This window comes from Naasia lichenicola, assembly GCF_004801885.1.
GTDB classification, from domain to species: domain Bacteria; phylum Actinomycetota; class Actinomycetes; order Actinomycetales; family Microbacteriaceae; genus Naasia; species Naasia lichenicola.
Window position 1 is genome coordinate 401,077 of the sequence record NZ_SSSM01000003.1, and the last position, 23,035, is coordinate 424,111.

Here is a 23,035-nt window from a genome sequence, read left to right on the forward strand (position 1 = left end):
GAATGCTGAAGCGGTGAGCATTCCTCCTGCCGTGGCCGGGTTCATCGAGAGCACGAACTCCGGGGACGTCGATGCGTTCCTCGCCGGCTTCACGGACGATGCAGTCCTGATCGATTGGGGTCGGGAGTTCCGGGGACGCGCCGGGATCGCGCGCTGGAACCTCAGCGACAACATCGGGAAACAGGCTCATTTCGAGCTGATCCGCGTCGATGAGACCGCTCCTGGTGAGGAGTTCGAGGTCACCTTGACCGTCACGGGCAACGGCTACAACGGGACCGGACCGATGACCATCCGCGTGGATGGCGACCGGATCAGCGCATTGACGATCTCTCCGAGCTAGAGCATCTCGCCGAGCTGGAGGATCCGACTAGAGGATCTTCTCGGCCAGGATCCGGACCGGAGAGGTGGTGGCGCTGATCGAGCGCTCCGCCGGTCCGAGGTCGACTCCGTAGCGTCGTCGTGCCTCGCGACCGTGCTCGTCCCAGGTGAGGCCCGGCATGAGGAACGCGTCATGCTCCTCCCCCGCGGCAACGGCGTTGAAGCCGAGGCGACGCGCGAGGGCGGCCGAGCGGAGGTTGCCGGTCCGAACGATGGCGGTCACCCATTGCGCTTCGAGCACGTCGAAGGCCAGGGCGAGCATGGCGGTCGCCGCCTCTGTCGCATAGCCCCGGCCCGAGTGCCGACTGTCCAGCAGCCAGCCGATCTCGGCGGACCGGTTGGACTTCTCGGTGCTGCGAACATGAAGCGAGACGTCGCCGATCACGACGCCGTCCAGCTCGATGGCAAGTGCGAGGAAGTCGTCCGCCTGCCACAGCCGCACGTGGCGAGTCCGATGCTCGAGGTGTCTGCGGCTGGCATGACGATCGCGATGCGGCCATTCCAGGAACTCGCGGGTCTTCGGCTCGTTGACGATGAAGTGCCACGCCTCGGCGTCGGCGGCGTGCAGCCGATGCGGGCGGAGCAGCAGCCGGTTGGTGGCGATCGGCGTCGCGTCGAGCGGCCGCTCCATGAAGGGACCGCGCAGGAATCGCGGACGCCGGCGCAGCGAGAAGGATCGCCCGCCCCAGTTGATTCCCATCGGGTCACTGTGCCGGACCTACCTCAAAGGGTCATCAGAAGGTGCATCCCGGGCGTGTGCTATGCGCGCGCATGGATCTCCGACCTCGAGCGCGAACGCTGCCACTGCAGCGCAGGGCTAATCTCGTGCACACGAGCACGGTGGAGGCGCGAGCATGACGGAACCCGCGATCGGCACGATCCTGGCCCAGCAGTCCATCCGATTTCGAGGCAGCGCGGAGGACCGCTTCGACGCGGTTCGGCAGTGCGGTCGAGCGCTCGTGGACTCGGGAGCTGTCGAGGAGCCGTACATCGACGCGATGCTCGCGCGCGAGCAGGCGGTGTCGACCTTCGTCGGCGAGGGGATCGCGATCCCCCATGGCACTCTCGCCGGGAAGGATGCGGTCAACCGCGACGCCCTGGTCTTCCTCCGCTTCCCCGACGGCGTCGACTGGGAGGGTGAGACGGTCACGCTCTGCATCGGCATCTCCGCCGAGGGCGGCGGCCACATCGCGCTGCTCAGCCGGCTCGCGGACATCGTGCTGGAGCCCGAGCGGGCCGCGCAGCTGCGATCGGCGACGACGCCCGACGAGGTGTACGCGCTGCTCGACGCGACGGACGACTAGCTCACCCGCCCCGCGCGCCCGCCGGCATGGCTCGACGCCTCAGGTGGCGAACGGCCCCGTGAGGGCGGCCCACTGCAGCAGCATGATCGTCTTCGCGTCGACGATCTCGGTGCCGATCATCGTGAGAGCGTCGTCGAAGCCGATCTCGAGCACCTCGATGTCCTCGCCCTCGTCCGCCAGTCCCGCCCGCGCCCAGTCCCGCCCGGCTCCGTCGTACGGAGCGGCGTAGAAGTGCAGCTTCTCGGTGACCGATCCAGGCGACATGTAGACGTCGAAGACGTGCTCGACGTCGCCCACGACCACGTTGGTCTCCTCCTCCGCCTCCCGCCGGATGGCGGTCTCGGCGTCATCCTCATCGAGCAGCCCCGCCGCCGTCTCGATCAGCACGCCGTCGGGATGCCCGTTGACGTAGGCGGGGGTAGCGGAACTGGCGCGTGAGCAGCACTCTCCGACGGTCGTGGTCGTAGAGCAGGATCGTGGCGCCGTTGCCGCGGTCGTAGGTCTCGCGGCGCTGAGTGCTCCACTGTCCGTCGTCACCCTGGATGTCGAAGGTGCTGGCACGCAGGACGTGCCACGCGGTCGCGATGAGCTCGACCTCGCGCATGCGCACGCGCGGGTTGCCATCCAGATCCATCCCGGTGAGATGCAGGCCGGTGCGACCTCGGGCGTCGGGCTCGTCCACTCCGCGGGTCATGGGCGCCACCCTATCGCCGCGCCCGATGCGACCCGTCCGACCTGACCGGATCGGCGGGCCCACCTCCGACGTAACGGATCCGTGGGTCCCTGCGGCTCCCGCGTAGGCTCCCCAGCATGAGCTTCCTGCCCGCTCCGGACCCGGCCCATCTCACCGCTGAGCAGCAGGCGACCTGGGAGGACTTCGTCCTCCGGCACCCAGGACGTCTGACGAACCAGAAGGCCGTCATGCTCCACGATCCCGACACGTTCGAGATCTACATGGGCTGGTACACCCTGTTCGACCGGCTGGCCGCAGTCCTCGGCGAGCGGCCCGTGCATGTCTTCGCCCACGCCATCTCCGACGCGAACGACTGCCTGATCTGCTCTGTCTTCTTCCGCAGGATCCTGATCGACGGCGGCGACGACCCCGACCATCCCGCCACGACGCCGCTCGAGGACCTGCTGCTGGACTTCGGACGGGCGATCGCTCAGGCGCCCACCGCGGTGCCCGATCCGCTCTACCGCCGAGTGGAGGAGTTCATCCCCGACCCTCAGGCCCGCCTGCTGCTCATCTCGTTCGCCGGTCAGATGGCCGCGACGAACCTCTTCAACAGCGCCGGACGGGTGCCGCTCGATGAGGTCCTCTACGGGTACCGGAAGACGGGCGACGACCGTGTCCGCTGAGCCGCGCCCCGTGCTGAGCGAGCGGCTGGACGGGCGAGTGGCATTCGTCACCGGCGCCGCCCATGGTCAGGGCCGGGCGATCGCCCTCGCGCTGGCTCGCGCCGGCGCCGACATCGCCGCGCTCGACGTGGCGCAGAAGATCGCGTACCCCGGATACGGGCAGGGCTCCGTGGAGGAGCTCGACTCCCTCGTCGCCGAGGTGGCGTCTCTCGGCCGCCGAGCGGTTCCCTTCGTCGCCGACGTGCGCGACGACTCCGCGGTGCGCTCCGCCGTGGCCGACACGGTCGAGCAGCTCGGCGGCCTCGACATCGTGATCAACAACGCGGGGATCGTCGCCTATGCGGCCTCCGATGAGATGACCGACGACGAGTGGGCCACGATGATCGGCATCAACCTGACCGGACCCTTCCAGGTCGGGCGGGCCGCGATCCCCCACCTCAAGCGCTCGCCGCACGCGGTGATCGTCAACAACTCGTCCGTGATGGGACTGCGCGGCGGCAATCGACTCGCCCACTACACCGCGTCGAAGCACGGCCTCACCGGCCTCACGAAGGCATGGGCGATCGAGCTGGCGCCGCACGGCGTGCGCGTGCTGAGCATCCATCCGACCGGTGTGAACACCCCGATGAACGACGGACTCGCCTGGCTCGAGGGCGCGACCGCCGAAGAGATCGCGGAGCGCTCGGCGGGCAACCTGCTGCCAGGCGTTCCGTGGATCGAGCCGGAGGACGTCGCCGAGCTGGTCGCCTTCCTCGTCTCGGATCGATCGCGCTATGCGACAGGATCACAGGTCGTGCTCGACGCGGGGCTGCTGACGGGCTGACCCAGTCGAACCTGGTCGAATGGCGCGGTGCCTCCTGCCGGCGGCCGTGCCGAGCCCGCCGCCGCTGTCAGGCGGAGACGGCGTAGCGCTCGACGAACCGCTTGAGGACGGTCGATGGGTGCCGGACATCGCTCGCGCGAGCCCGGTCCTTAAGGGCTTCGGCCTCCTCCGGCGGAAAGTAGCCCGCGTGCCTGTAGACGTCGATCCGGGTCTCGATGCCGGCCGCGTCCAGCTCGGGATGGAACTGCGTGGCGTAGACGTTGGCGCCGATCCGGAACGCCTGCACCGGGCACGCGGGCGATGAGGCGAGCCGCACGGCGTGCGGAGGAAGCTCGCGCACCGCCTCCTTATGCCCGACGAAGGCCTCGAATTCGGTCGGCAGCAGGCCGAAGATCGGGTCCTTCCGACCCTCGTCGGTCAGCATCACCGAGACCGGGCCCACCGGCTCCGAGTAGGTGCGGTCGACCACCGCTCCCTGATGGGTGCCGATCGTTCCCACGCCGTAGCAGGCGCCGAGCATCGGGAAGTCGGCGGCCACCACCGCATCCAGCAGGGTGGCGAGCTCGCCCTCCACCCTGAGCTGCACGGCGGACTTCGTCTCAGGAGGGTCCGAGGAGTTGAAGGGGCTCCCACCCATGATCAGCCCGGAGTAGTCCTCGAGACGAAGCTCGCCGAGCGGCTGCTGCTCGAGCCGGATCCGATGCAGCTCCGACTCGTCCAAGCCGCTGAACCGGAGCATCGCCTCGTACTCGCCATCGGCCGCCGCGTCCTCGGGACGGGTGGCGAGCAGCAGGAAGGGCTTCATCCGAGAAGGCTAGACGGCGCGCCGACCCGACTGCTCACGACCCGACTCGGGGCGTAGTGAAGACGACCGCCCCGGAAACGCGGGAAGCCCCGCGCATGGCGGGGCTTTCAGTGCTGGGGTGCCTGGACTCGAACCAAGAACAAAAGAATCAGAATCTTCCGTGTTGCCAATTACACCACACCCCATTGGAGCCACCAGGGGCTCCGGGCGGTCAGGACAGAGCCCCGAACCGACGTGTAACTCTACCGTATGACGCGGCCGCGTGCTGTCCGCAGCGTCCGTCGTCCCCGCTTGTCGTCGCACGCGGGCGGGGGGATCCCGCTCGGGTCAGCTCGCCGAGAGGTGGGCGCGCAGCCGGTCGAGCCGGGCGAGGGTGGACTCCTTGCCCAGGATCTCCATCGACTCGAACAGCGGCGGACTGATCCGCCGTCCGCTGAGCGCCGTCCGCAGCGGGCCGAACGCCACCCGCGGCTTGAGTCCTGCGCCGTCGATCAGCGCCGTGCGCAGAGTCGCCTCGATCTCGGTCCGCGACCAGTCCATCAGCGGCTCGAGCGCGGCGACAGAGGCGTCGAGCACCAGCGCACCGTTCGATCCGGGGAGCGCATCCTCGTCGTAGCGGATCGCGTCGTCCGCGAGGAAGAAGAACTCGAGCAGCCCGCGCACCTCGCCGAGCACGCCGACCCGCTCCTGCACGATGGGTGCCGCCTCCCGGAGGATGGCGCGCTCGAGCGGCGTGGGCGGGTCGGACACGATGCCGGCGAGGTAGGGCACGATCCGCTCCTCGAAGTCCTCGGGAGCGAGCAGGCGGATGTGGTCGCCGTTGATCGACTCGGCCTTCTTGAGGTCGAAGCGAGCCGGATTCGGGTTGACGTTCTCGACGTCGAATGCGGCGGTCATCTCGTCGATGCTGAAGACATCGCGGTCGTGGGTGAGCGACCAGCCGAGCAGCGCCAGGTAGTTGACGAGGCCCTCGGGGATGAAGCCGCGGTCGCGGTGATGGAACAGGTTCGATTCGGGATCGCGCTTGGAGAGCTTCTTGTTGCCCTCGCCCATCACGTACGGCAGGTGGCCGAAGCGCGGCACGAAGGTGGTCAGCCCGATCTCGATCAGCGCGGCGTACAGGGCAATCTGGCGCGGGGTCGAGGAGAGGATGTCCTCGCCGCGGAGCACATGGGTGATCCCCATCAGCGCGTCGTCGACCGGATTGACCAGCGTGTACAGGGGCTGGCCGTTCGGGCGGACGACGACGAAGTCGGGGAACGACCCGGCCGGGAAGGTGATGGGTCCGCGGACCAGGTCGTCGAAGGAGAGGTCGTGATCCGGAACCCTCAGTCGGAGCGCGGGCTCGCGCCCCTCGTCGCGGAAGGCCTGGCGCTCCTCCTCGGTGAGGTCGCGTTCGAAGTTGTCGTAGCCGACCTTGGGATCGCGGCCGGCGGCGATGTTGCGCAGCTCGATCTCCTCGCCCGTGGCGAAGCTCTCATAGAGATGGCCGCCCGCCTTGAGCCGCTCGATGACGTCGAGGTAGATGCTCGTGCGCAGCGACTGGCGGTACGGTCCGTGCGGTCCGCCGACGTCGATGCCCTCATCCCAGTCGAGCTTCAGCCAGCGCAGCGCCTCGACGATCTGGCCGTAGCTCTCCTCGCTGTCGCGGGCGGCGTCGGTGTCCTCGATCCGGAAGATCAGCTTGCCGCCGGTATGCCGTGCATAGGCCCAGTTGAACAGAGCGGTGCGGACCAGTCCGACGTGCGGCGTTCCGGTCGGCGATGGGCAGAAGCGCACGCGCACGTCGGCGCCGGTCGCGGTGGTTACGGGATAGTCGGACATCGGTCAGCAAGCCTACCGACCCAGCTCTTCCTCCGTTCCGGCCGAATGTGCACCGTATTTCGTGCACATGGCGCCGGAACGTAGGAACTCAGAGGGTGCGGAGGAGCTCGTTGGCGACGCGGGAGCCGGATCGGACGGCGCCCTCGAGGTGCCCGTTGCCGATCGGCGAGGTCTCGGTCCCGGCCCAGTGAATCCGGCCGACGGGCTCGGCGAGCGCGTGACCGTAGGCGGTCCACGCTCCCGGGGCGAACAGGGCGCCGTACGCGCCACGGCTGAACTCCTCCATCGACCAATCCCGCTCGACGTACTCGACGGAGTCGCGCCCTCGCGGGCCGAAGAAGTCCACGACGCTGTCCTCGAACGCCGCCCGCCGAGCGTCGGCGCTGGCCGGCGCGGCACCCCGGCCGGCGACGCGGGTGCTCATCCCCGCCAGCACTCCCCGGCCGTAGCCGACAGGCGTGGCGTCAAACGTCGCGTGGACGGCGGTGCTGTCGCCGAGCGCCCGCCCGCTCAGGCCGTCATCGCGCCAGAAGGGAGTCGGATAGACGAGGAACTGCTTCACGGTCGCGCCGGCGACCAGGCGCGAGGCGAGCTGGTCGCGCCATCCGGGCAGGATGGGGTCGTAGTCGAGGCGCCCGGCGAGCGCGGGTGGGATGGCGACGACGACGCGATCCGCATCGAACTCCTCGCCGAATCGGGTCGTCAGCACGACGCGATCCGAGCTCTGACGGATCGCCCGGACCGGTGTGCTCAACCGGATGTCCAGGCCGATCGCCAGGCGCTCGGCGATGAGGCTCGCGCCGCCGAGCACGCGACTCTGCTGGGCGCCGCCGTCGACGGCGATGAGGGTGTCCAGCCCGTCGGAGGATCGCGCCAGGAACGCCGCATGCAGGAGGGACAGCTCCCCCGCATCTGCGCTGAGCGCCGTCTCGGCGAGAGAACGGAAGTAGCCGCGGGCACCGGCGGTGAGCAGGCTCCGCTTGATCCACGACTCGAGCGTCTGAGCGTCGAGCTCGGCTGCATCGGGCGAGTGCCACGGCTCGTCGATGTCAACATTCCGCACCAGCTCGCCGAACCGGGCTAGCGCCCGGGTCAGGTCGACGAGCGCGAAGGGCTTGAGTCGCGGCATCGCTCCGAGCTGCGGCGGCATGTACGAGGTGCGGCCGCCCAGTCGGACCGTGGTGCGTCCGACGTTGTAGGTCGGGATCAGGTCGAGCGCGAGGTGGTCGATCAGGCCGCGGAGGGCCGCCTGACCCGTGCCGATCCACTGTCCGCCGAGCTCGATCCACTGGCCGTCCGACAGCGTGCCGTTCTCGACCCGCCCGCCCACTCGCGCTCGAGCTTCGAGCACGCTGACGCTGCACCCCGCCTCAGAGAGGTTGCGGGCCGCCGTCAGGCCTGACAGCCCTGCACCGACGACGAGGACGCGCGGTTCGGTCACCCGGAGGACCTCACGCCCGGGTCACGCGATGGTCCCGGTCTCGAGTGCGATCCGCAGCTCACCGGGACGGTTGGTCGTCACCTCGGAGATGCCGAGCTCGAGGCAGAACTCGAGGTCCTGAAGGGTGTCGACCGTCCACACCCGCACGGTGAGCCCGCGCTCGATCCAGCCGCGCACGCGGTCCGGCTCCTCGCGCACCCACTCGATGTCGGGGCCGCCCTGCACCTGGCCGTCGTCGATCAGATCGATCGCCGCCGTGAGGGCGATGGTGAGCCGTTCGCGTTCGAGCGCCGCCTCGGACTCGTTGAGGGTCGGGTCGGAGGCGACGATCGCTGCGACCTCATCGGGATCCACCGCACCCGTGAGCAGCATCACGAGGGACGGGTCGACCTCTGTCCGAAGCAGGGCGACCGACCCGGGATCGAAGCTCATCAGCGAGACCGTGAGCAGGCCGAGGGCGCCGGTGCGCCGGTCCCAGTGGTGGGCGTCGAGGGTGTCGAGAACGGCTCGCTCGAGCTCACGGCCGAACGGATCGGGGCGCTTGAGCTCGATGGCCAGCATCAGCGGGCGGCCCGAGGCGAGAGCGATGTCGATGAGCTCGGGCAGGGTCAGCAGCTGCTGCTCCGGCGCACCGAAGTCCTCGGGGATGGCCTGCCCGCGCATGAGATCGATGGCGCGCAACTCGTCGATCGTGCGCTCGTGCAGGAGCCCCGACTCGTCGGTGGTGCGGTCGAGGGTGGCGTCATGCCAGAGCACCAGCTGCCGATCGGCGGTGAGGTGCACATCGCCCTCGAGGCCGTCGGCGCCGTCCGCGATCGCCTGAAGGTAGGCGGCTCGGGTGTGCTCGGGGAACGCCGCGCTGGCTCCGCGATGGGCGATGAGGCGGATGGCGGTCACCTCTCCATCCTGCCGTGGATGAACGCGCGAGGCCGCCAGGCTGTGCGGGACAGCGAGGGCCACCCTTTCCGACGACGGCCCGGGTTGCAACACGTGCCGCCGTCGTAAAGGGTGGCCGAGCGCTTCGCGCCGGGTGAAGCTGCGGAGTCAGACCCGGTTCTTGGCCGGGTTGCTCAGGCGGCCGATGCCCTGGATGTCGATGTCGACCGTCTGACCGTCGACGAAGCCGCCGAGCCCGGCGGGGGTGCCCATCAGGATGATGTCACCGGGCAGCAGGGTCCAGACGTCGGAGGCGAACTCGATGATCTCGGCGACGTCGTAGATCATCTCGCTCGTGTTCCCGTGCCGACGCGGTTCGCCTGCCACGTAAGTCTGGATCTCGAGGTCGCTCGGATCGAGCTCCGTCTCGATCCACGGCCCGATCGGGCAGAACGTGTCGTAGCCCTTGGCGCGCGCCCACTGGCCGTCGGCGAACATCTGATCGCGGGCGGAGATGTCGTTGGCGATCGTGTAGCCGAAGATCACGCTCTCGGCGTCCTCGGCCCGCACCCGCTTGGCCACGGCGCCGATGACGACCGCGAGCTCGCCCTCGTGCACCACGCGCCCCTCGACCGGCGGGATCTGGATGGTGTCGCCGGGCCCGATGATGGCCGTGTTCGGCTTGAGGAAGATCAGCGGGTTGTCGGTCGGAGCAGGCTGGGCGAGCTCCTCCTTGTGCGCCGGATAGTTGAGCCCGACGCAGATGACCTTCGATCGCGGGATGACCGGCGCGAGCAGCTTGGCGCTGCTGAGCGGCACCCGCTCCCCCGTGGTCTCGTAACCCGCGAACATCGGGTCGCCGCGGAGGACGACAAGATCCTCGTCGTCGACGATGCCGAACCGGATGTCGTCGCCGACACTGAAGCGCGCGATCTTCACGCGAGCCTCACCATCCAGTCGTGGTGGTCCGGCTTGCGGCCGTACTGGATGTCCGTCAGCTCCTGGCGGATCGAGATGGTGAACTCGCCCGCAGGGGTCGACGCGTCGCCGATGGTGAAGTCCTTCGACTTGAGGGCGGCGATCGGGGTCACGACGGCGGCGGTGCCGCAGGCGAACGCCTCGACGATCTCGCCGGACGCCCAGCCGTCGCGCCACTCGTCGATGGCGATCGGGCGCTCCTCCACGGCGTGCCCGCGATCCTTCGCGAGCTGGATGATGCTGTCGCGGGTGATGCCCTCGAGGATCGAGCCGTTGATGCTCGGCGTGACCAGGGTGCCGTCGTGGCGGACGAGGAAGATGTTCATCCCGCCGAGCTCCTCGAGGTACTTCCCCTCGCTGGAGTCGAGGAAGAGCACCTGCTGGCAGCCCTGCTTGTAGGCGTCCTCCTGAGCGAGCAGCGACGACGCGTAGTTGCCGCCGGTCTTCGCGGCACCGGTTCCGCCGCGTCCAGCGCGGGCGTACTCGGTGGACAGCCAGATCGAGACGGGTGTGACGCCGCCGTGGAAGTAGGCGCCGGCCGGGCTGGCGATGAGTCGGTAGTCGACCTTGTGGGCGGCGCGGACCCCGAGGAAGCTCTCGCTCGCGATCATGAACGGGCGCAGGTAGAGGCTGGTCTCGGGCGCGGACGGTACCCAGGACGCGTCGACCGCGAGCAGCTGCCGGAGCGACTCGAGGAAGTACTCCTCGGGCAGCTGCGGCAGGGCGAGGCGCACGGCGGAGCGCTGCAGACGCAGGGCGTTCATGTCGGGGCGGAAGGTCCAGACCGATCCGTCCGCGTGCCGGTACGCCTTGAGGCCCTCGAAGATCTCCTGCGCGTAGTGCAGCACCGATGCGGCGGGGTCGAGGGAGATCGGGCCGTACGGGACGACGGCGGCATCGTGCCAGCCGTCGGCTATGGTCCAGATGATCTCGACCATGTGGTCGGTGAAGTGCTTGCCGAAGCCGGGGTCGGCGAGGATGGCCTCGCGCTCGGCGTCGGCCTTCGCGGCGGTCGACGGGGTGGTGCGGAAGGCCAGCGGGAACGCCGCGGGTCCGTCGGACGCCCCTGTGGGTGGAGCTGTGGTGGCTGTGTCGGTCATGAGGCTCAGTCCTTGACGAGGAGTGCGGCGATGGCGTCGCCGGTCTGGGATGTCGTTCGTGGTCCCTCGGTTTCACCGCGGACGGAGAGGTCGGCCGTGACGGCGTCGGTCACCCGCCCCGCCGCGTCTGCCAGCCCGAGGTGGTCGAGCAGCAGCGCGACGGAGAGGATCGCGGCCGTCGGATCCGCCTTCTGCAGTCCGGCGATGTCCGGCGCGGATCCGTGGACCGGCTCGAACATCGAGGGATAGGTGCCGTCGGGGTTGATGTTGCCCGAGGCCGCCAGGCCGATGCCGCCGCTGATAGCGCCGGCCAGATCGGTGAGGATGTCGCCGAAGAGGTTGTCTGTGACGATCACGTCGAATCTAGCAGGATCGGTCACCAGGAAGATGGTGGCCGCGTCGACGTGCAGGTAGTCGACCGTGACACCCGGGAACTCGGCGCCGACCTCGTCGACGATCCGCTTCCAGAGGCTGCCCGCGAAGGTGAGCACGTTGGTCTTGTGCACGAGCGTGAGCACGCTGCGGCGGGATTCGGCCTTGGCGAAGGCGTAGCGGACCACGCGCTCGACGCCGTGCGCGGTGTTGATGCTCACCTCGGTGGCGATCTCGTGCGGGGTGCCCACCCGGATGCCGCCGCCGTTGCCGACGTACGGCCCCTCGGTGCCCTCCCGCACGACGACGAAGTCGACGTCACCTGGCTCGGCCAGCGGGCTGATCACGCCGGGCAGCAGTGCGGTGGGGCGCAGGTTGACGTAGTGGTCGAGCGCGAAACGGAGCTTGAGCAGCAGTCCACGCTCGATGTTCGCCCCGACCAGGCGCGGGTCGCCCGGCACTCCCCCGACTGCGCCCAGCAGGATGACGTCGTGCGCGGCGATGGCGGCCAGCTCGTCGTCGGGCAGCACATCGCCGGTCGCCAGATAGCGCGCGGCGCCGAGCTGGAACTCGGTGACCTGCAGGTCGACGTCGCCGGGAATGGCTGCCTCGAGCACCTTGAGAGCCTCGGTGATCACCTCGGGGCCGATGCCGTCTCCGGGGATGGACGCGAGTCGGATGGTGCGGGGCATGGCTCTCCGGTGCGCTCGGCGGGATTGGGCTCCATCAGGCTACCGCCGAGCGACCGCGCCGCCTCTCGGGTCGCGCTCGTCAGCCGACCGGGCCGGCGTGCACGCCGACCGCGCCGTAGTCCGGCAGGTCGAAGTCCATCGCCTTGTCGAACTGCCCCGCCATGATGCGGTTGAGCGGCCATCTCGTCATGAGTCCCATCACCGCGAGCCTCATCCGGATCTCGAGCGCCCGGGTGGGCACGAAGGCGTCCACCCCTCCCGGCGGCAGCTTCTGGGCGCTAGCGACGAACGGACGCATGCGCTCCTCGTATCGGCGGAGTGCGGCGCGGATCTCGGCGTCGCGCCCCAGGCCCCCGCTCGAGTCGTCGTTCGGAGCTGCGTCGGCGGCGTGCGCGAGCTCCCCCGCGAGGACGTAGGCGCCCACCATCGCCAGGGTCGTGCCGAGACCGGTCAGCTGGGTCGGCGACCAGGCGGCATCGCCGAGCAGCACGATGCGTCCGTGCGACCAGGACGGCAGGTGGACCTGCGCCGTGGAGTCGAAGCCGAAGTCGGACGCGTCGTGCATGGCGGCCACGAGGCGCTGCACCTCCCAGCCGCCGTCGGCGAAGTGGTCGGCGACGATCGCCTTCTGAGCGGCGACGTCTGCGCGGTCGTACGCGATGCGTCCGGACCGGAAGGACAGTCCCGCCTTGAGCTCCCCCGGCACCCTGCCGGGCCGGACGGTCGCGACGCGGCCGCCGGGGAGGTTGTGCATGAGCATCCAGCCGTCGACATCGATGCCTGCGGGAGCGGTGAACCAGCACGAGTAGAGGCCGAGGTCGCGGGTGAAGTCCTCCTCGGGTCCGAAGGCTAGCGAGCGCACGACGGAGTGCAGTCCGTCCGCGCCGACGACCAGATCGAATCGTCGGCCCGGCGCGTGCTCGAATGCGACGTCGACGCCCGAGCCGTCGTCGTCGAGAGCCACGATGCTGTCTCCGTACACGTACTCGACGTCGGCCGTCGCGTCCGCGAGGACGGCGGCGAGGTCGCCTCGGAGCACCTCGATCTCCGACACGATGCCCTCGCCGCCGAAGGCGTCGACGCCCATCCGAGCGGCGATCGAGCCGTCGCCGCGCACCCAGGCGATGCCGCGCTGATCGAGCGACACGGCCCGGATGGCGTCGAGCAGCCCCATCCGCTGCGCCACGGTGCGAGCGGCCCCTCGGAGATCGACCGCCTGACCGCCCGAGCGTGGGACGGCGGCCTGCTCGACCACCGTCACGGCGACGCCGCGAGCGGTGAGCAGGGCTGCGAGGGCCGGGCCGGCGATGCCGGCGCCTGAGATGAGTGCTGTGCGTGATGTCATGGCTGGAGCGTATGCTGTACGCAGTCTCAACCTCCATACGTTCCGGCCAGAATCCGCTCTAGTGCGGAGCACGGATCTCACCCAGTGCACTAGAGCAGGGAGCCAGCCCGATGTCCGATCAGCTCGAACCCGCCTCGGTCCGGATCGCCTCCGAGCTGCGCCGTCGCATCGCTTCGGGCCAGCTCACGCCGGGCGGCCGGATGCCCTCCACCCGCGCGATCATGCAGCGCTACGGCGTCGCGATGGCGACTGCGACGAAGGTGCTCGCCCTCCTGCGCGCCGAAGGCCTGATCGAGAGCATCCCCGGCATCGGCACGGTGGTGGCTGACCGGGTGGCAGACCGGGCGCAGGACTCCGGCGCGGGTCCGGACCGGTCGGGCTCGCCGCGACGGAATGGGGCTCCGCTCTCGGCCCAGACCATCGTCGCCGCTGGACTCCTGGTGGCGGACGGCGAGGGGATCGCCGCGCTCTCGATGCGCCGGGTGGCGACCGAGCTCGACACCGCGCCGATGTCGCTCTATCGGCACGTGCGCGACAAGGACCAGCTGCTCCTCGGCATGATGGACGCCGCCATGTCAGAGGTCACTCTGCCCGATCCCCCCGCCTCCTGGCGCGACGGCCTCGAGATCGCGGCGACGGCACTGTGGACGACCTTCCGTCGTCATCCGTGGCTCCCGTCGGCGATCTCCGTCACGCGGCCGCAGCTGCTGCCCGGCGCACTCGAGTACAGCGAGTGGGTCCTCGGCGTCCTGGAGGGGTCGGAGATGGATGCGACCACCATGTTCACGACGCATCTGACGCTGTTCACGTTCGTCCGAGGGGTCGCGATGAACCTCGAAGCGGAGTACGAGGACGAGGCCGCGAGCGGGGTCACCGGGGACGCCTACATCTCGGAGCAGGAGTCCGCGATCGCCGACCTGGTGGCCGACGGGAAGCACCCGCACTTCGCCGGGATCCTCCAGCGGATGAACTTCGATCTCGACCTCGACGAGCTCTTCCGCTTCGGCCTGCACCGACTGCTGTCGGGCATCGAGGCGTCCACCCAGACCGCGGCCGGGACTGCGACCGACACTGCGGCCGGGAAGCGCGAGCGCGGCTGACGGACGGCCGTCGCGAGACCGCCGTTTCGAGGATCAGTCGAAGTCGACGTCGATCTCGCGCAGCAGGTCCGCCCGGATGGCGGTGCGGATGTCCTCCAGCAGGTGGTCGGGCGCCGGGCTGTCGATGGTCAGGACGCTGAGCGCCTTTCCGCCGCGTGCGCGCCGAGCGATCTGCATGCCGGCGATGTTGATGCCCGCCTCGCCGAACTTCTGGCCGTAGACCGCGACGATCCCAGGCCGATCGTCGTAGGAGAACACGACGAGGTGCTTCGCGATCGGCACCTCGACGTCGTAGCCGTTGATCTCGACGATCTTCTCGATCTGCTTCGTGCCCGTCAGGGTGCCCGAGACGGAGATCTGGCTGCCGTCGGCGAGGGCGCCGCGGAGGGTGAGCACGTTGCGGTACTCCTCCGACACCGAGTCGGTGAGCAGGCGCACGAGGATACCGCGCTGCTCTGCGAGCACGGGGGCGTTCACGTAGGAGACGGACTCGCTGACCACGTTGGTGAAGATGCCCTTGAGGGCGGCGAGCTTGAGGACCTTGACGTCGTACTCGCTGAGCTCGCCCTTCACCTCGATGTCGACGCTGATGATCGCGCCGTCCGCGAGAGCGGAGAAGACCTGGCCGAGCTTCTCGACGAGCGGGATGCCGGGGCGCACGTACGGGTCGATGATGCCGCCGGCCACGTTGACCGCGTCGGGCACGAGCTCTCCCGAGAGGGCGAGGCGCACGGACTTGGCGACGGAGACGCCCGCCTTCTCCTGCGCCTCCTCGGTCGAGGCGCCGAGGTGCGGGGTGAGCACGATGTTGTCGAGCTCGAGCAGCGGCGATCCGGTCGGCGGCTCCGAGACGAAGACGTCGATGCCCGCCCCGGCGATCCGCTTCGACTTGAGCGCCGCGTAGAGCGCGTCCTCGTCGATGATGCCGCCGCGGCTCGCGTTGACGATGCGCAGCTCGGGCTTGGCCATCGCGAACATGTCGGCGTCGATCAGGCCCGTGGTCTCGGGCGTCTTCGGGATGTGGATGGTGATGAAGTCGCTCGTCTTCACGAGCTCCTCGAGCGAGAGCAGGGTGATCCCGAGCTGCTGGGCACGGCTGGGCGTGACGTAGGGGTCGTAGCCGACGAGGTTGGCGCCGAAGCCGGCGAGGCGCTGAGCGACGAGGGTGCCGATCCGGCCGAGGCCGACGATGCCGATGGTCTTCTCGAACAGCTCGACGCCGCTGAACCTGCTTCTCTTCCACTCGCCGCGCTTGGTCGACGCGTTGGCGTCGGGGATGTGCCGCGCGAGGGCGAGCAGGTGGCCGATGGCGAGCTCCGCTGCCGAGGTGACGTTGGAGGTGGGCGCGTTGACGACCATCACGCCCGCGGTGGTAGCGGCCGGGATGTCGACGTTGTCGAGGCCGACACCGGCGCGGGCGATGACCTGCAGCTGCTTGGAGGCGGCAATAGCCTCGGCATCCATCTGGGTCGCGGATCGGACGAGCACGGCGCTGGCATCGGCGAGGGCGGCGAGCAGCGCGGGCCGGTCGGTCCCGTCGACGCTGCGGACGTCGAAGTCGGGGCCGAGGGCGTCGACGGTGGCGGGCGAGAGTTCTTCGGCGATCAGCACGATCGGCTTTGTCACGTGGGTTCAGTTCCTCGGATCGAGCGGCCGGCGGACAGCGGTGGCCGGGGCGCCGCAGAGACGCCGCGACGAGGGCGGTGTTGGGCGCTAAAACCCTAGCGCGTCGCGCCACGCTCCCCCGTTTCGGCGGACTCGGAGCGACGCACAGGGCACGGGGAAACGAGGGCTTTCGCTTCGGATCCCGTGGGCGATACGTTCAGCGGCAGTCGCTCACGGAGATCGAGTGTCCGCCGACGACGGTATCCGCTGCATTGCGCGTCCGACCCCCGAAGACACAGGACGCCGAATCGCACACGAAGGATGGTCGGCTCATGACAACTGCGTCCCCCGAAGACCTCAAGCCGGGAGCCGTCGAGAGCAAGGGGCTGAAGGGCGGCGCGCTCGGCCTGCTCGGCAGCATCGTGATGGGCGTCGCGTCGACGGCGCCGGCCTACTCGCTGGCGGCGAGCCTCGGCTTCATCGTCGCGTCGGGCGGCGCGATCCTCGCAGGCGTCAAGTCGCCCGGCATCATCCTGCTGGCCTTCGTCCCCATGTACTTCATCGCCGTGGCCTATCAGGAGCTCAACAAGGCGGAGGCGGACTGCGGCACGACCTTCACCTGGGCGACCCGGGCGTTCGGCCCGCGCACCGGGTGGATGGGCGGCTGGGGAATCATCGCCGCGGACGTCATCGTGATGGCGAACCTCGCGCAGATCGCGGGCTCGTACTCGTTCACCTTCGTCGGCGGCGTCATCGGCAACAGCGACATCCAGGCGCTGAGCGGCGACGTGGTCTGGTCGACCGCGGCAGGGCTCATCTGGATCGCCCTGATGACCTGGATCTGCTACCGCGGCATCGAGGTGTCCGCGCGGCTGCAGTACTTCCTGCTCGCCATCGAGGTCGTCATCCTCGTCGCGTTCGCGGTGGTCGCGATCGTGCGGGTCGCGACCGGCAACGGCGAGACCTATTCGATCCCGTTCGACATCAGCTGGTTCTGGCCGTTCGACCTCGACTTCGGGTCGATCATCGCTCCCGCGGTGCTCACCGCGGTGTTCATCTACTGGGGCTGGGACACCGCCGTCGCGGTGAACGAGGAGAGCGACGACCCGGGCAAGACCCCCGGTCGTGCGGCGATCATCTCGACGTTCCTGCTCCTGGCCACCTATGCGCTCGTCGCGGTGGCCGCTATCTCGTTCGCCGGCATCGGCACCGAGGGCGTGGGCCTCGGCAATCCCGAGAACGCCGAGGACGTCTTCAGCGCCATCGGTCCGGAGCTGTTCGGCAACAGCGTGATCGGCAACATCCTGCTGTTCCTGCTCTACGCCTCGATCCTCACCTCGGCGTCCGCCTCGACCCAGACGACGATCCTGCCGACCGCGCGCACGACGCTCTCGATGGCGGTCTACAAGGCGATGCCGGCGAACTTCGCGAAGATCCACCCCAAGTTCCTCACCCCGACCTGGTCGACCATCGGGATGGGCATCATCTCGGCGGCGTTCTACCTGCTGTTCACGCTGATCTCGACGAACCTGCTGAACGCGCTGATCGGCTCGGTCGGCCTGCTGATCGCGTTCTACTACGGCCTCACCGGCTTCGCCTGCGTCTGGTACTACCGCAGGACGCTGACGAAGAACGTGCGCGACTTCGTCATGCGCGGGGTCATCCCGCTGCTGGGCGGGCTGATGCTGCTGGCCGTCTTCGTCTTCGGGCTCGTCCAGTACGCGCTGCCGGACTGGCTGACGGATGACGACGGCGAGAACGTGACGATCTTCGGGATCGGCGCGGTGGCGGTCGTCGGCATCGGGGCGCTCGTGCTCGGGTTCGTCCTCATGTTCGTCTGGCAGTACGTCGCTCCCGCGTTCTTCAGGGGCGACGTGCTCGAGAAGCGAGCGGATGACCTGATCCTGCATGGGGAGGGGACGCGGGCGTACTTCGGCCTGCCGGACTCCAGCGAGTATCCGACGGTCATCTCCCCCGACCTCTCGAACCTGCCGCCGGGCCAGACCGCGATCGACCCGAAGACCGGCGAGCGCTACACCCGCCCCCAACCGACTGACCTCCTCCTACGTTCCGGCCGAATGTGCTCGAAATTTCGCGCACATCGGCCGGTTTCGCAGGTACTCCTGCGCGGGCGAACGCCGAAGTGCCGTCGCTAGGATCCCGAACGGAGCACAGGCTTCCAGAATCGGGGAACAGCATGAAGTTCGGGATCTTGATCGTCCGACTCGTCGTCGGAGGCGTGTTCATCGGGCACGGTCTGCAGAAGCTCAAGGGCTACTTCGACGGCCCCGGCCTCGACGGCGTCGAGGGGATGATGAAGGCGCTGGAGATGCACCCGCCGCGACGCAACGCGCAAGCGGTCGCCCTCACCGAGACGCTGGGTGGAGCGGCCATCGCCCTCGGTGCGGCCACGCCCGCCGCCGCGGCCGGGCTCATCGCGACGATGATCGTGGCGATCCGCAAGGTGCACTGGTCCAAGGGGGTCTGGAACTCCAACGGCGGCTTCGAGTACAACGCGGTCCTGATCGCCGCAGTCGCGGCCATCGCGGGCAGTGGTCCCGGCAAGATCTCCTTCGACGCGCTTCTCGGAAAGTCCCGGTGGGGTGCGCTCGGCGGGATCCTCGCCGTCGTCGGCGGCGCGCTCGGCTCCATCGCGGCCGTCGAGCTCGGCAGGCGCTCGGCCCCAGCCGCCTCCGCCTCAAGCCCGTCCGCCCCGACCGAGTCCGAGTGACCGCGGCCACTTAGTCACCGAGATGCCACTTTCCGTCCCTATGCGGCGGTTTTAGGGACGAGAAGTGGCATCTCGATCAGCGGATCAGTCGTCGAGGACCGCACGAGCGAAGTTGGACACCCGCTCGCGGAGAGTCGCCATCCGATTCAGACGGGCGGCTTCGACGTCGTATCCGATGTACGCCATCGGTGGGAGCTTGCGCACATTGGCCGAGCACTCGAAGTCCGAGCAGATGAGGCTGCCCAGCGCGTTGCCCGTCCGGCCGGCGCTTCCGGCACGACGGGCGCCGTAGAACACCACATCGTTGGGCAGCGTCACGTCCTGGCAGAGCGAGCACTGTGCGCGCCTCCCCGACTTCGCGTCGGCCTCCTTCAGGACGATGCCGATCAGTGCGTCGCCCTCCGACGCCGAGGTCGGGACGACCATGTAGGCGCGGCGGGCGTACTTCGGGTCGCGCCAGCCGAGGTAGTCGAGCTTCGTCCAGTCGAGCTCGCCCAGCCCGGGCGGCACGGTGAGGTCGGCCAGCTCCTTGCGGGATGCGTTGACGAATGATGCGCGGATGGTGGTCGGGTCGAGCGGGTGCATGGTGTCTCCGGTAGTCGTGGGTCCGCGTTCAGAAGCGGACGGTCTCGGGCGTCGTGCCGACGGCATGACGAAATGGCGGACCTCCGCGAGATGCGGGATCCGCTGCGAGGCGGGACTACCTGCCGCCGACGGCCGAGCCGTCGACGACCTCCCGACTGCCCGAAGGCGTGTGGGAGGCGGAGATGTTCACGAGGTCAGGCTACGCCTGCGATCCACGTGCACGAAACCCGCGGATACCTACGAAATAACGTAGGTATCGGGCCGGAACGTACACATGGAGGGTCAGAGGGCGCTGGCGGTCTGTCTGGCGATCTCGAGCTCCTCGTTGGTCGGGATGACGAGGACCGCCGTGCGGGAGGAGTCGGTCGAGATGATGCGCTCGCCGCGGGCCGGCGCGAGGTTGCGCTGGTCGTCGAGCTCGATGCCGAGGCCCTCGAGCCCCGCCACCGCGCGCTGACGGATCCGGGGGGCGTTCTCGCCGACCCCGGCCGTGAAGACGATCGCGTCCGCGCCGCCGAGCTGGGCGAGATAGGCGCCGATGTAGTGCTTGAGCTGGTGCACGTAGACCTCGAGTGCGAGCTCGGCGTCCGCGTCGCCCGACTCGGCGCGCGCCTGGACGTCACGCAGATCGCCGCTGCCCGAGAGGCCGAGCAGGCCGCTTTTGCGGTTCAACAGGGTGTCGAGCTCGTCGAAGCCGAGACCCGCCTTGCGGTGCAGGTGGAACAGCACGGCGGGATCCACGTCGCCCGAGCGGGTGCCCATCACGAGTCCCTCGAGCGGCGTCATGCCCATCGACGTCTCGACCGACCTGCCGCCCGCGACCGCACAGGCGGATGCACCGTTGCCGAGGTGCATCACGATGACGCGCGACTGCTCGGGATCGAGCCCGAGGAAGGCGATCGCGCGCTCCGAGACGTACTTGTGCGAGGTGCCGTGGAAGCCGTAGCGCCGGATCCGGTTGGCCGCAGCCAGATCCTTATCGATCGCGTAGGTGTAGGCCGCGGGCGGCAGCGTGGTGTGGAAGGCGGTGTCGAAGATCGCAACCTCGGGCACCCCCGGGAACGCGTCGCGCGCGGCGAGGATCCCGGCAAGTGCGGGCGGGTTGTGCAGCGGGGCGAGCGCGGACAGGTCATCGATGTCGGCGATGGTCTGCTCGGTGATGATCGTCGGCCCCGAGAAGCGTGCGCCGCCCTGCACGACCCGGTGGCCGATCGCCGCCGGGACTCCGTCTCCGAGCGACGGACCGTGGGACGCGAACGCCTCGGTCATCGCCGCGAACGCGGCCGCGTGGTCCGGGATGGGCGCGGTCGTCCTCCACTCCTCCGATCCGACGGAGTGCGAGGTCGCTCCGGCGTCCTGGCCGATCCGCTCGATCAGGCCCTTGCCGAGGACCTCCTCGGTGCCGGTCTCGATCAGCTGGTACTTGAGCGACGACGACCCGCTGTTGACGACGAGCACGGTGGTGGACGGATCCGTCACGCCTGCAGCGCTCCCGCCTGGATAGCGGTGATAGCGACCGTGTTGACGATGTCGTCGACGAGTGCGCCACGGGAGAGGTCGTTGACCGGCTTGTTGAGACCCTGCAGCACCGGTCCGATCGCGACCGCGCCGGCGCTGCGCTGCACGGCCTTGTAGGTGTTGTTGCCGGTATTGAGGTCGGGGAAGATGAACACCGTCGCGCGCCCGGCGACCGGCGATCCCGGCAGCTTGGCCCGACCGACCGCGGCGTCGGCCGCGGCGTCGTACTGGATCGGCCCGTCGACGAGCAGCTCGGGCGCCCGCTCGCGGACGAGCGCGGTCGCGGCACGGACCTTCTCGACGTCGGCGCCCTCGCCCGACTCCCCCGTCGAGTAGGACAGCATCGCGACGCGCGGCTCGATGCCGAAGGCGTTCGCGGTGACCGCGGATGAGAGCGCGATGTCGGCGAGCTGCTCGCTGGTGGGGTCGGGGATCACGGCGCAGTCGCCGTAGACCAGCACGCGGTCGGCGAGCGCCATGAGGAACACGCTCGAGACGACCGAGACGCCGGGCTTGGTCTTGATGATCTCGAACGACGGACGGATGGTGTGAGCCGTCGTGTGGGCGGCGCCGGAGACCATCCCGTCGGCGAGGCCGAGGTGCACCATCATCGTGCCGAAGTAGGAGCCATCGGTGACCACCGAGCGGGCGATGTCGATCGTCATGTTCTTGTGCTTGCGCAGCGCCGTGTACTCGACCGCGAACCGCTCGCGCAGCTCGGGGTCGAACGGGCTGAGCACGGTCGCCTCGGTGATGTCCGCACCAAGGGCGGTGGCGCGGGTCCGCACCTCCGCCTCCTCGCCCAGGATGGTGAGCCGGACGACCTTGCGGCGCAGCAGCCGATCCGCGGCCATCAGGATGCGGTCGTCGTCCCCTTCGGGCAGCACGATGTGCGCACCCGCGGCGCGGGCCTGCTCGAGCAGCGAGTGCTCGAACATCAGCGGCGTGACCACTCCGCTGCGTCGGACCTGAAGCAGGCTGGTGAGTGCCGCGCGGTCTACGTTGCGCTCGAACAGGGCGAGCGCCTGGTCGTACTTCGCGCGGGACTCGGCCGCCAGCTTGCCGCGGCTGTTGATCACGCGGACCGTGGTGTCGTAGGTGCCGTAGTTGGTCGAGACGATCGGCAGGGTGATGTCGAGGCCCGCCATCAGCTTCTCGACGGGTTCGGGCAGGGCGAAGCCGCCGTTCAGCAGGATGCCCGCAAGGGAGGGGAAGGTGTCGGAGGTCTGAGCGAGCAGGGCGGCCAGCAGCACCTCGGTCCGGTCGCTCGGCACGACGACGACGGCGTTCTCGGTGAGGCGCGGCAGGACGTTCACCATCGACATGCCCGCGACGACCACGCCGAAGACGGGCCGGTTGAGCATCGCGTCGTCGCCCTTGATCAGCGCGCCGCCGGTCGCCTCCATGAGGTTGCGCATGGTGGGCGCGACGAGCATCCGATCCTCGGGGATCGCCCACACCTGCACGGATTGCTCATTCAGGGTGAGGCTGATCGTGAAGCGGACCGCCGAGAGGATGGCGGGATCGACCCGGTTGGCGATCACCGCGAGCAGCTGCGCGTGGGCGCTGCGCAGCTCTCCCGCCGCCACTTCGGCGATCTGTGCGAGCTCGTCTGCGGTGCGGGCGAGCGCGGCGCCGAGGCGATCCGCCCCACCGTGGGTCGCACGTCCACCCAGCACCAGGATGACGGGCGCTCCGAGGTTGGCGGCGACGCGAGCGTTGAAGGACAGCTCCGTCGGGGTGCCGACGTCGGTGTAGTCGGAGCCGAGCACGACGACCGCGCCGCACTTCGCCTCGACCTCCTTGTAGCGCTCGACGATCCGGGCGAGCGCGGCCTCGGGGTTGGCGTGCACGTCGTCGTAGCTGACGCCGATGCACTCGTCGTAGCCGAGGTCGACGCCGTCGTGCTCGAGGAGCAGCTCGAGCACGTAGTCGCGCTCGCTCACCGATCGGGCGACGGGACGGAAGACGCCGACCCGCTCGATCTCGCGGGAGAGGGTGTCGAGCACGCCGAGGGCGACCGTCGACTTCCCTGTATCGCCTTCGACGGACGTGATGTAGACGCTTCGTGTCTCGATCGGCACGTGCTCGATCGTATCGACCCCGCCTGGGTGGACTCGGGCCGGGTGGGGCTCGACGAGCCCCGTTGGTCGAGTAGGCGCGTCAGCGCCGTATCGAGGCCGTCCAAGCCCGGTTCGC

Annotated in this window: 22 protein-coding genes and 1 tRNA gene; 7 read left to right on the forward strand and 16 right to left on the reverse strand. The window is 69.3% G+C overall.

The window, feature by feature from the left end; all coding sequences use genetic code 11:
• The first annotated feature begins 13 nt into the window (after window positions 1-13).
• Window positions 14-340 (forward strand): nuclear transport factor 2 family protein, encoded by a 327-nt coding sequence (locus tag E6C64_RS07035; RefSeq protein WP_233255512.1) that lies wholly within the window; start codon window positions 14-16, stop codon window positions 338-340.
• 27 nt (window positions 341-367) lie between these two features.
• On the opposite strand, the gene E6C64_RS07040 is transcribed toward E6C64_RS07035, so the two are convergent.
• Window positions 368-1,078, reverse strand: a complete 711-nt coding sequence (locus E6C64_RS07040) for a GNAT family N-acetyltransferase (RefSeq protein ID WP_136426919.1) — start codon at window positions 1,076-1,078, stop codon at window positions 368-370.
• A gap of 154 nt (window positions 1,079-1,232) precedes the next feature.
• Here E6C64_RS07040 and E6C64_RS07045 point away from each other — a divergent pair, with 154 nt between their 5' ends.
• A complete protein-coding gene (locus E6C64_RS07045) occupies window positions 1,233-1,682 on the forward strand; it encodes a PTS mannitol transporter subunit IIA (protein ID WP_136426920.1) in 450 nt (149 codons plus the stop codon).
• A gap of 39 nt (window positions 1,683-1,721) precedes the next feature.
• On the opposite strand, the gene E6C64_RS19385 is transcribed toward E6C64_RS07045, so the two are convergent.
• Complete coding sequence (locus E6C64_RS19385) at window positions 1,722-2,069, reverse strand: NUDIX hydrolase (RefSeq protein ID WP_233255513.1); 348 nt, start codon at window positions 2,067-2,069, stop codon at window positions 1,722-1,724.
• Window positions 2,035-2,376, reverse strand: coding sequence for an NUDIX hydrolase (locus E6C64_RS19390; RefSeq protein WP_233255514.1), 342 nt, complete (start codon window positions 2,374-2,376; stop codon window positions 2,035-2,037). Before E6C64_RS19390 ends, E6C64_RS19385 begins: the two co-directional genes overlap by 35 nt.
• Window positions 2,377-2,492: 116 nt before the next feature.
• Between E6C64_RS19390 and E6C64_RS07055 the strand changes: the two genes are divergently transcribed.
• Both E6C64_RS07055 and E6C64_RS07060 read left to right on the forward strand, forming a co-directional pair.
• Entirely contained in the window at window positions 2,493-3,041 is a 549-nt protein-coding gene (locus tag E6C64_RS07055; RefSeq protein WP_136426921.1) for a carboxymuconolactone decarboxylase family protein, read from the forward strand.
• Window positions 3,031-3,864 (forward strand): SDR family oxidoreductase, encoded by an 834-nt coding sequence (locus tag E6C64_RS07060; protein ID WP_199240985.1) that lies wholly within the window; start codon window positions 3,031-3,033, stop codon window positions 3,862-3,864. The genes E6C64_RS07055 and E6C64_RS07060 overlap by 11 nt, the downstream gene beginning before the upstream one ends.
• A gap of 67 nt (window positions 3,865-3,931) precedes the next feature.
• Here the strand turns inward: E6C64_RS07060 and E6C64_RS07065 are convergent, their stop codons facing one another.
• The 9 genes from E6C64_RS07065 to E6C64_RS07105 all read right to left on the reverse strand — a co-directional run bounded on the left by E6C64_RS07065 (window position 3,932) and on the right by E6C64_RS07105 (window position 13,297).
• Window positions 3,932-4,669: a glutamine amidotransferase gene (locus E6C64_RS07065; protein WP_136426923.1), complete on the reverse strand. Its 738-nt coding sequence runs from the start codon at window positions 4,667-4,669 to the stop codon at window positions 3,932-3,934.
• A gap of 113 nt (window positions 4,670-4,782) precedes the next feature.
• Window positions 4,783-4,854 (reverse strand) — tRNA-Gln (locus E6C64_RS07070).
• A 142-nt stretch (window positions 4,855-4,996) separates the two neighbouring features.
• Window positions 4,997-6,493 carry a glutamate--tRNA ligase gene (gene gltX, locus E6C64_RS07075; RefSeq protein ID WP_136426924.1) on the reverse strand — a complete coding sequence of 499 codons (1,497 nt, stop codon included), beginning with the start codon at window positions 6,491-6,493 and terminating at the stop codon, window positions 4,997-4,999.
• 88 nt (window positions 6,494-6,581) lie between these two features.
• Window positions 6,582-7,934 (reverse strand): flavin monoamine oxidase family protein, encoded by a 1,353-nt coding sequence (locus E6C64_RS07080; protein WP_136426925.1) that lies wholly within the window; start codon window positions 7,932-7,934, stop codon window positions 6,582-6,584.
• A 21-nt stretch (window positions 7,935-7,955) separates the two neighbouring features.
• Complete coding sequence (locus E6C64_RS07085; protein ID WP_158437769.1) at window positions 7,956-8,831, reverse strand: glycerophosphodiester phosphodiesterase; 876 nt, start codon at window positions 8,829-8,831, stop codon at window positions 7,956-7,958.
• A gap of 147 nt (window positions 8,832-8,978) precedes the next feature.
• Window positions 8,979-9,749: a fumarylacetoacetate hydrolase family protein gene (locus E6C64_RS07090; protein WP_136426927.1), complete on the reverse strand. Its 771-nt coding sequence runs from the start codon at window positions 9,747-9,749 to the stop codon at window positions 8,979-8,981.
• The gene (locus tag E6C64_RS07095) at window positions 9,746-10,888 is read right to left on the reverse strand and encodes a branched-chain amino acid aminotransferase (RefSeq protein WP_136426928.1); all 1,143 of its coding nucleotides are present in this window, start codon (window positions 10,886-10,888) and stop codon (window positions 9,746-9,748) included. The genes E6C64_RS07090 and E6C64_RS07095 overlap by 4 nt, the downstream gene beginning before the upstream one ends.
• 5 nt (window positions 10,889-10,893) lie before the next feature.
• Complete coding sequence (locus tag E6C64_RS07100) at window positions 10,894-11,952, reverse strand: 3-isopropylmalate dehydrogenase (RefSeq protein ID WP_136426929.1); 1,059 nt, start codon at window positions 11,950-11,952, stop codon at window positions 10,894-10,896.
• Between the two features lie 79 nt (window positions 11,953-12,031).
• The gene (locus E6C64_RS07105; RefSeq protein WP_136426930.1) at window positions 12,032-13,297 is read right to left on the reverse strand and encodes an FAD-dependent monooxygenase; all 1,266 of its coding nucleotides are present in this window, start codon (window positions 13,295-13,297) and stop codon (window positions 12,032-12,034) included.
• Window positions 13,298-13,407: 110 nt separating this feature from the next.
• Here E6C64_RS07105 and E6C64_RS07110 point away from each other — a divergent pair, with 110 nt between their 5' ends.
• Window positions 13,408-14,397, forward strand: coding sequence for a TetR/AcrR family transcriptional regulator C-terminal domain-containing protein (locus E6C64_RS07110; protein ID WP_136426931.1), 990 nt, complete (start codon window positions 13,408-13,410; stop codon window positions 14,395-14,397).
• A 33-nt stretch (window positions 14,398-14,430) separates the two neighbouring features.
• Here the strand turns inward: E6C64_RS07110 and serA are convergent, their stop codons facing one another.
• Entirely contained in the window at window positions 14,431-16,023 is a 1,593-nt protein-coding gene (gene serA, locus E6C64_RS07115; protein WP_136426932.1) for a phosphoglycerate dehydrogenase, read from the reverse strand.
• A gap of 311 nt (window positions 16,024-16,334) precedes the next feature.
• Between serA and E6C64_RS07120 the strand changes: the two genes are divergently transcribed.
• The gene (locus E6C64_RS07120; protein WP_136426933.1) at window positions 16,335-18,158 is read left to right on the forward strand and encodes an APC family permease; all 1,824 of its coding nucleotides are present in this window, start codon (window positions 16,335-16,337) and stop codon (window positions 18,156-18,158) included.
• 41 nt (window positions 18,159-18,199) lie between these two features.
• The gene (locus tag E6C64_RS07125; RefSeq protein ID WP_136426934.1) at window positions 18,200-18,733 is read left to right on the forward strand and encodes a DoxX family protein; all 534 of its coding nucleotides are present in this window, start codon (window positions 18,200-18,202) and stop codon (window positions 18,731-18,733) included.
• Between the two features lie 84 nt (window positions 18,734-18,817).
• Here the strand turns inward: E6C64_RS07125 and E6C64_RS07130 are convergent, their stop codons facing one another.
• From E6C64_RS07130 to pta, 3 genes are all read right to left on the reverse strand, one after another.
• A complete protein-coding gene (locus tag E6C64_RS07130) occupies window positions 18,818-19,318 on the reverse strand; it encodes an FBP domain-containing protein (RefSeq protein WP_136426935.1) in 501 nt (166 codons plus the stop codon).
• 282 nt (window positions 19,319-19,600) lie between these two features.
• The gene (locus tag E6C64_RS07135; RefSeq protein ID WP_136426936.1) at window positions 19,601-20,797 is read right to left on the reverse strand and encodes an acetate/propionate family kinase; all 1,197 of its coding nucleotides are present in this window, start codon (window positions 20,795-20,797) and stop codon (window positions 19,601-19,603) included.
• The gene (gene pta / locus E6C64_RS07140) at window positions 20,794-22,914 is read right to left on the reverse strand and encodes a phosphate acetyltransferase (protein WP_136427193.1); all 2,121 of its coding nucleotides are present in this window, start codon (window positions 22,912-22,914) and stop codon (window positions 20,794-20,796) included. Before pta ends, E6C64_RS07135 begins: the two co-directional genes overlap by 4 nt.
• Window positions 22,915-23,035 lie beyond the last annotated feature (121 nt).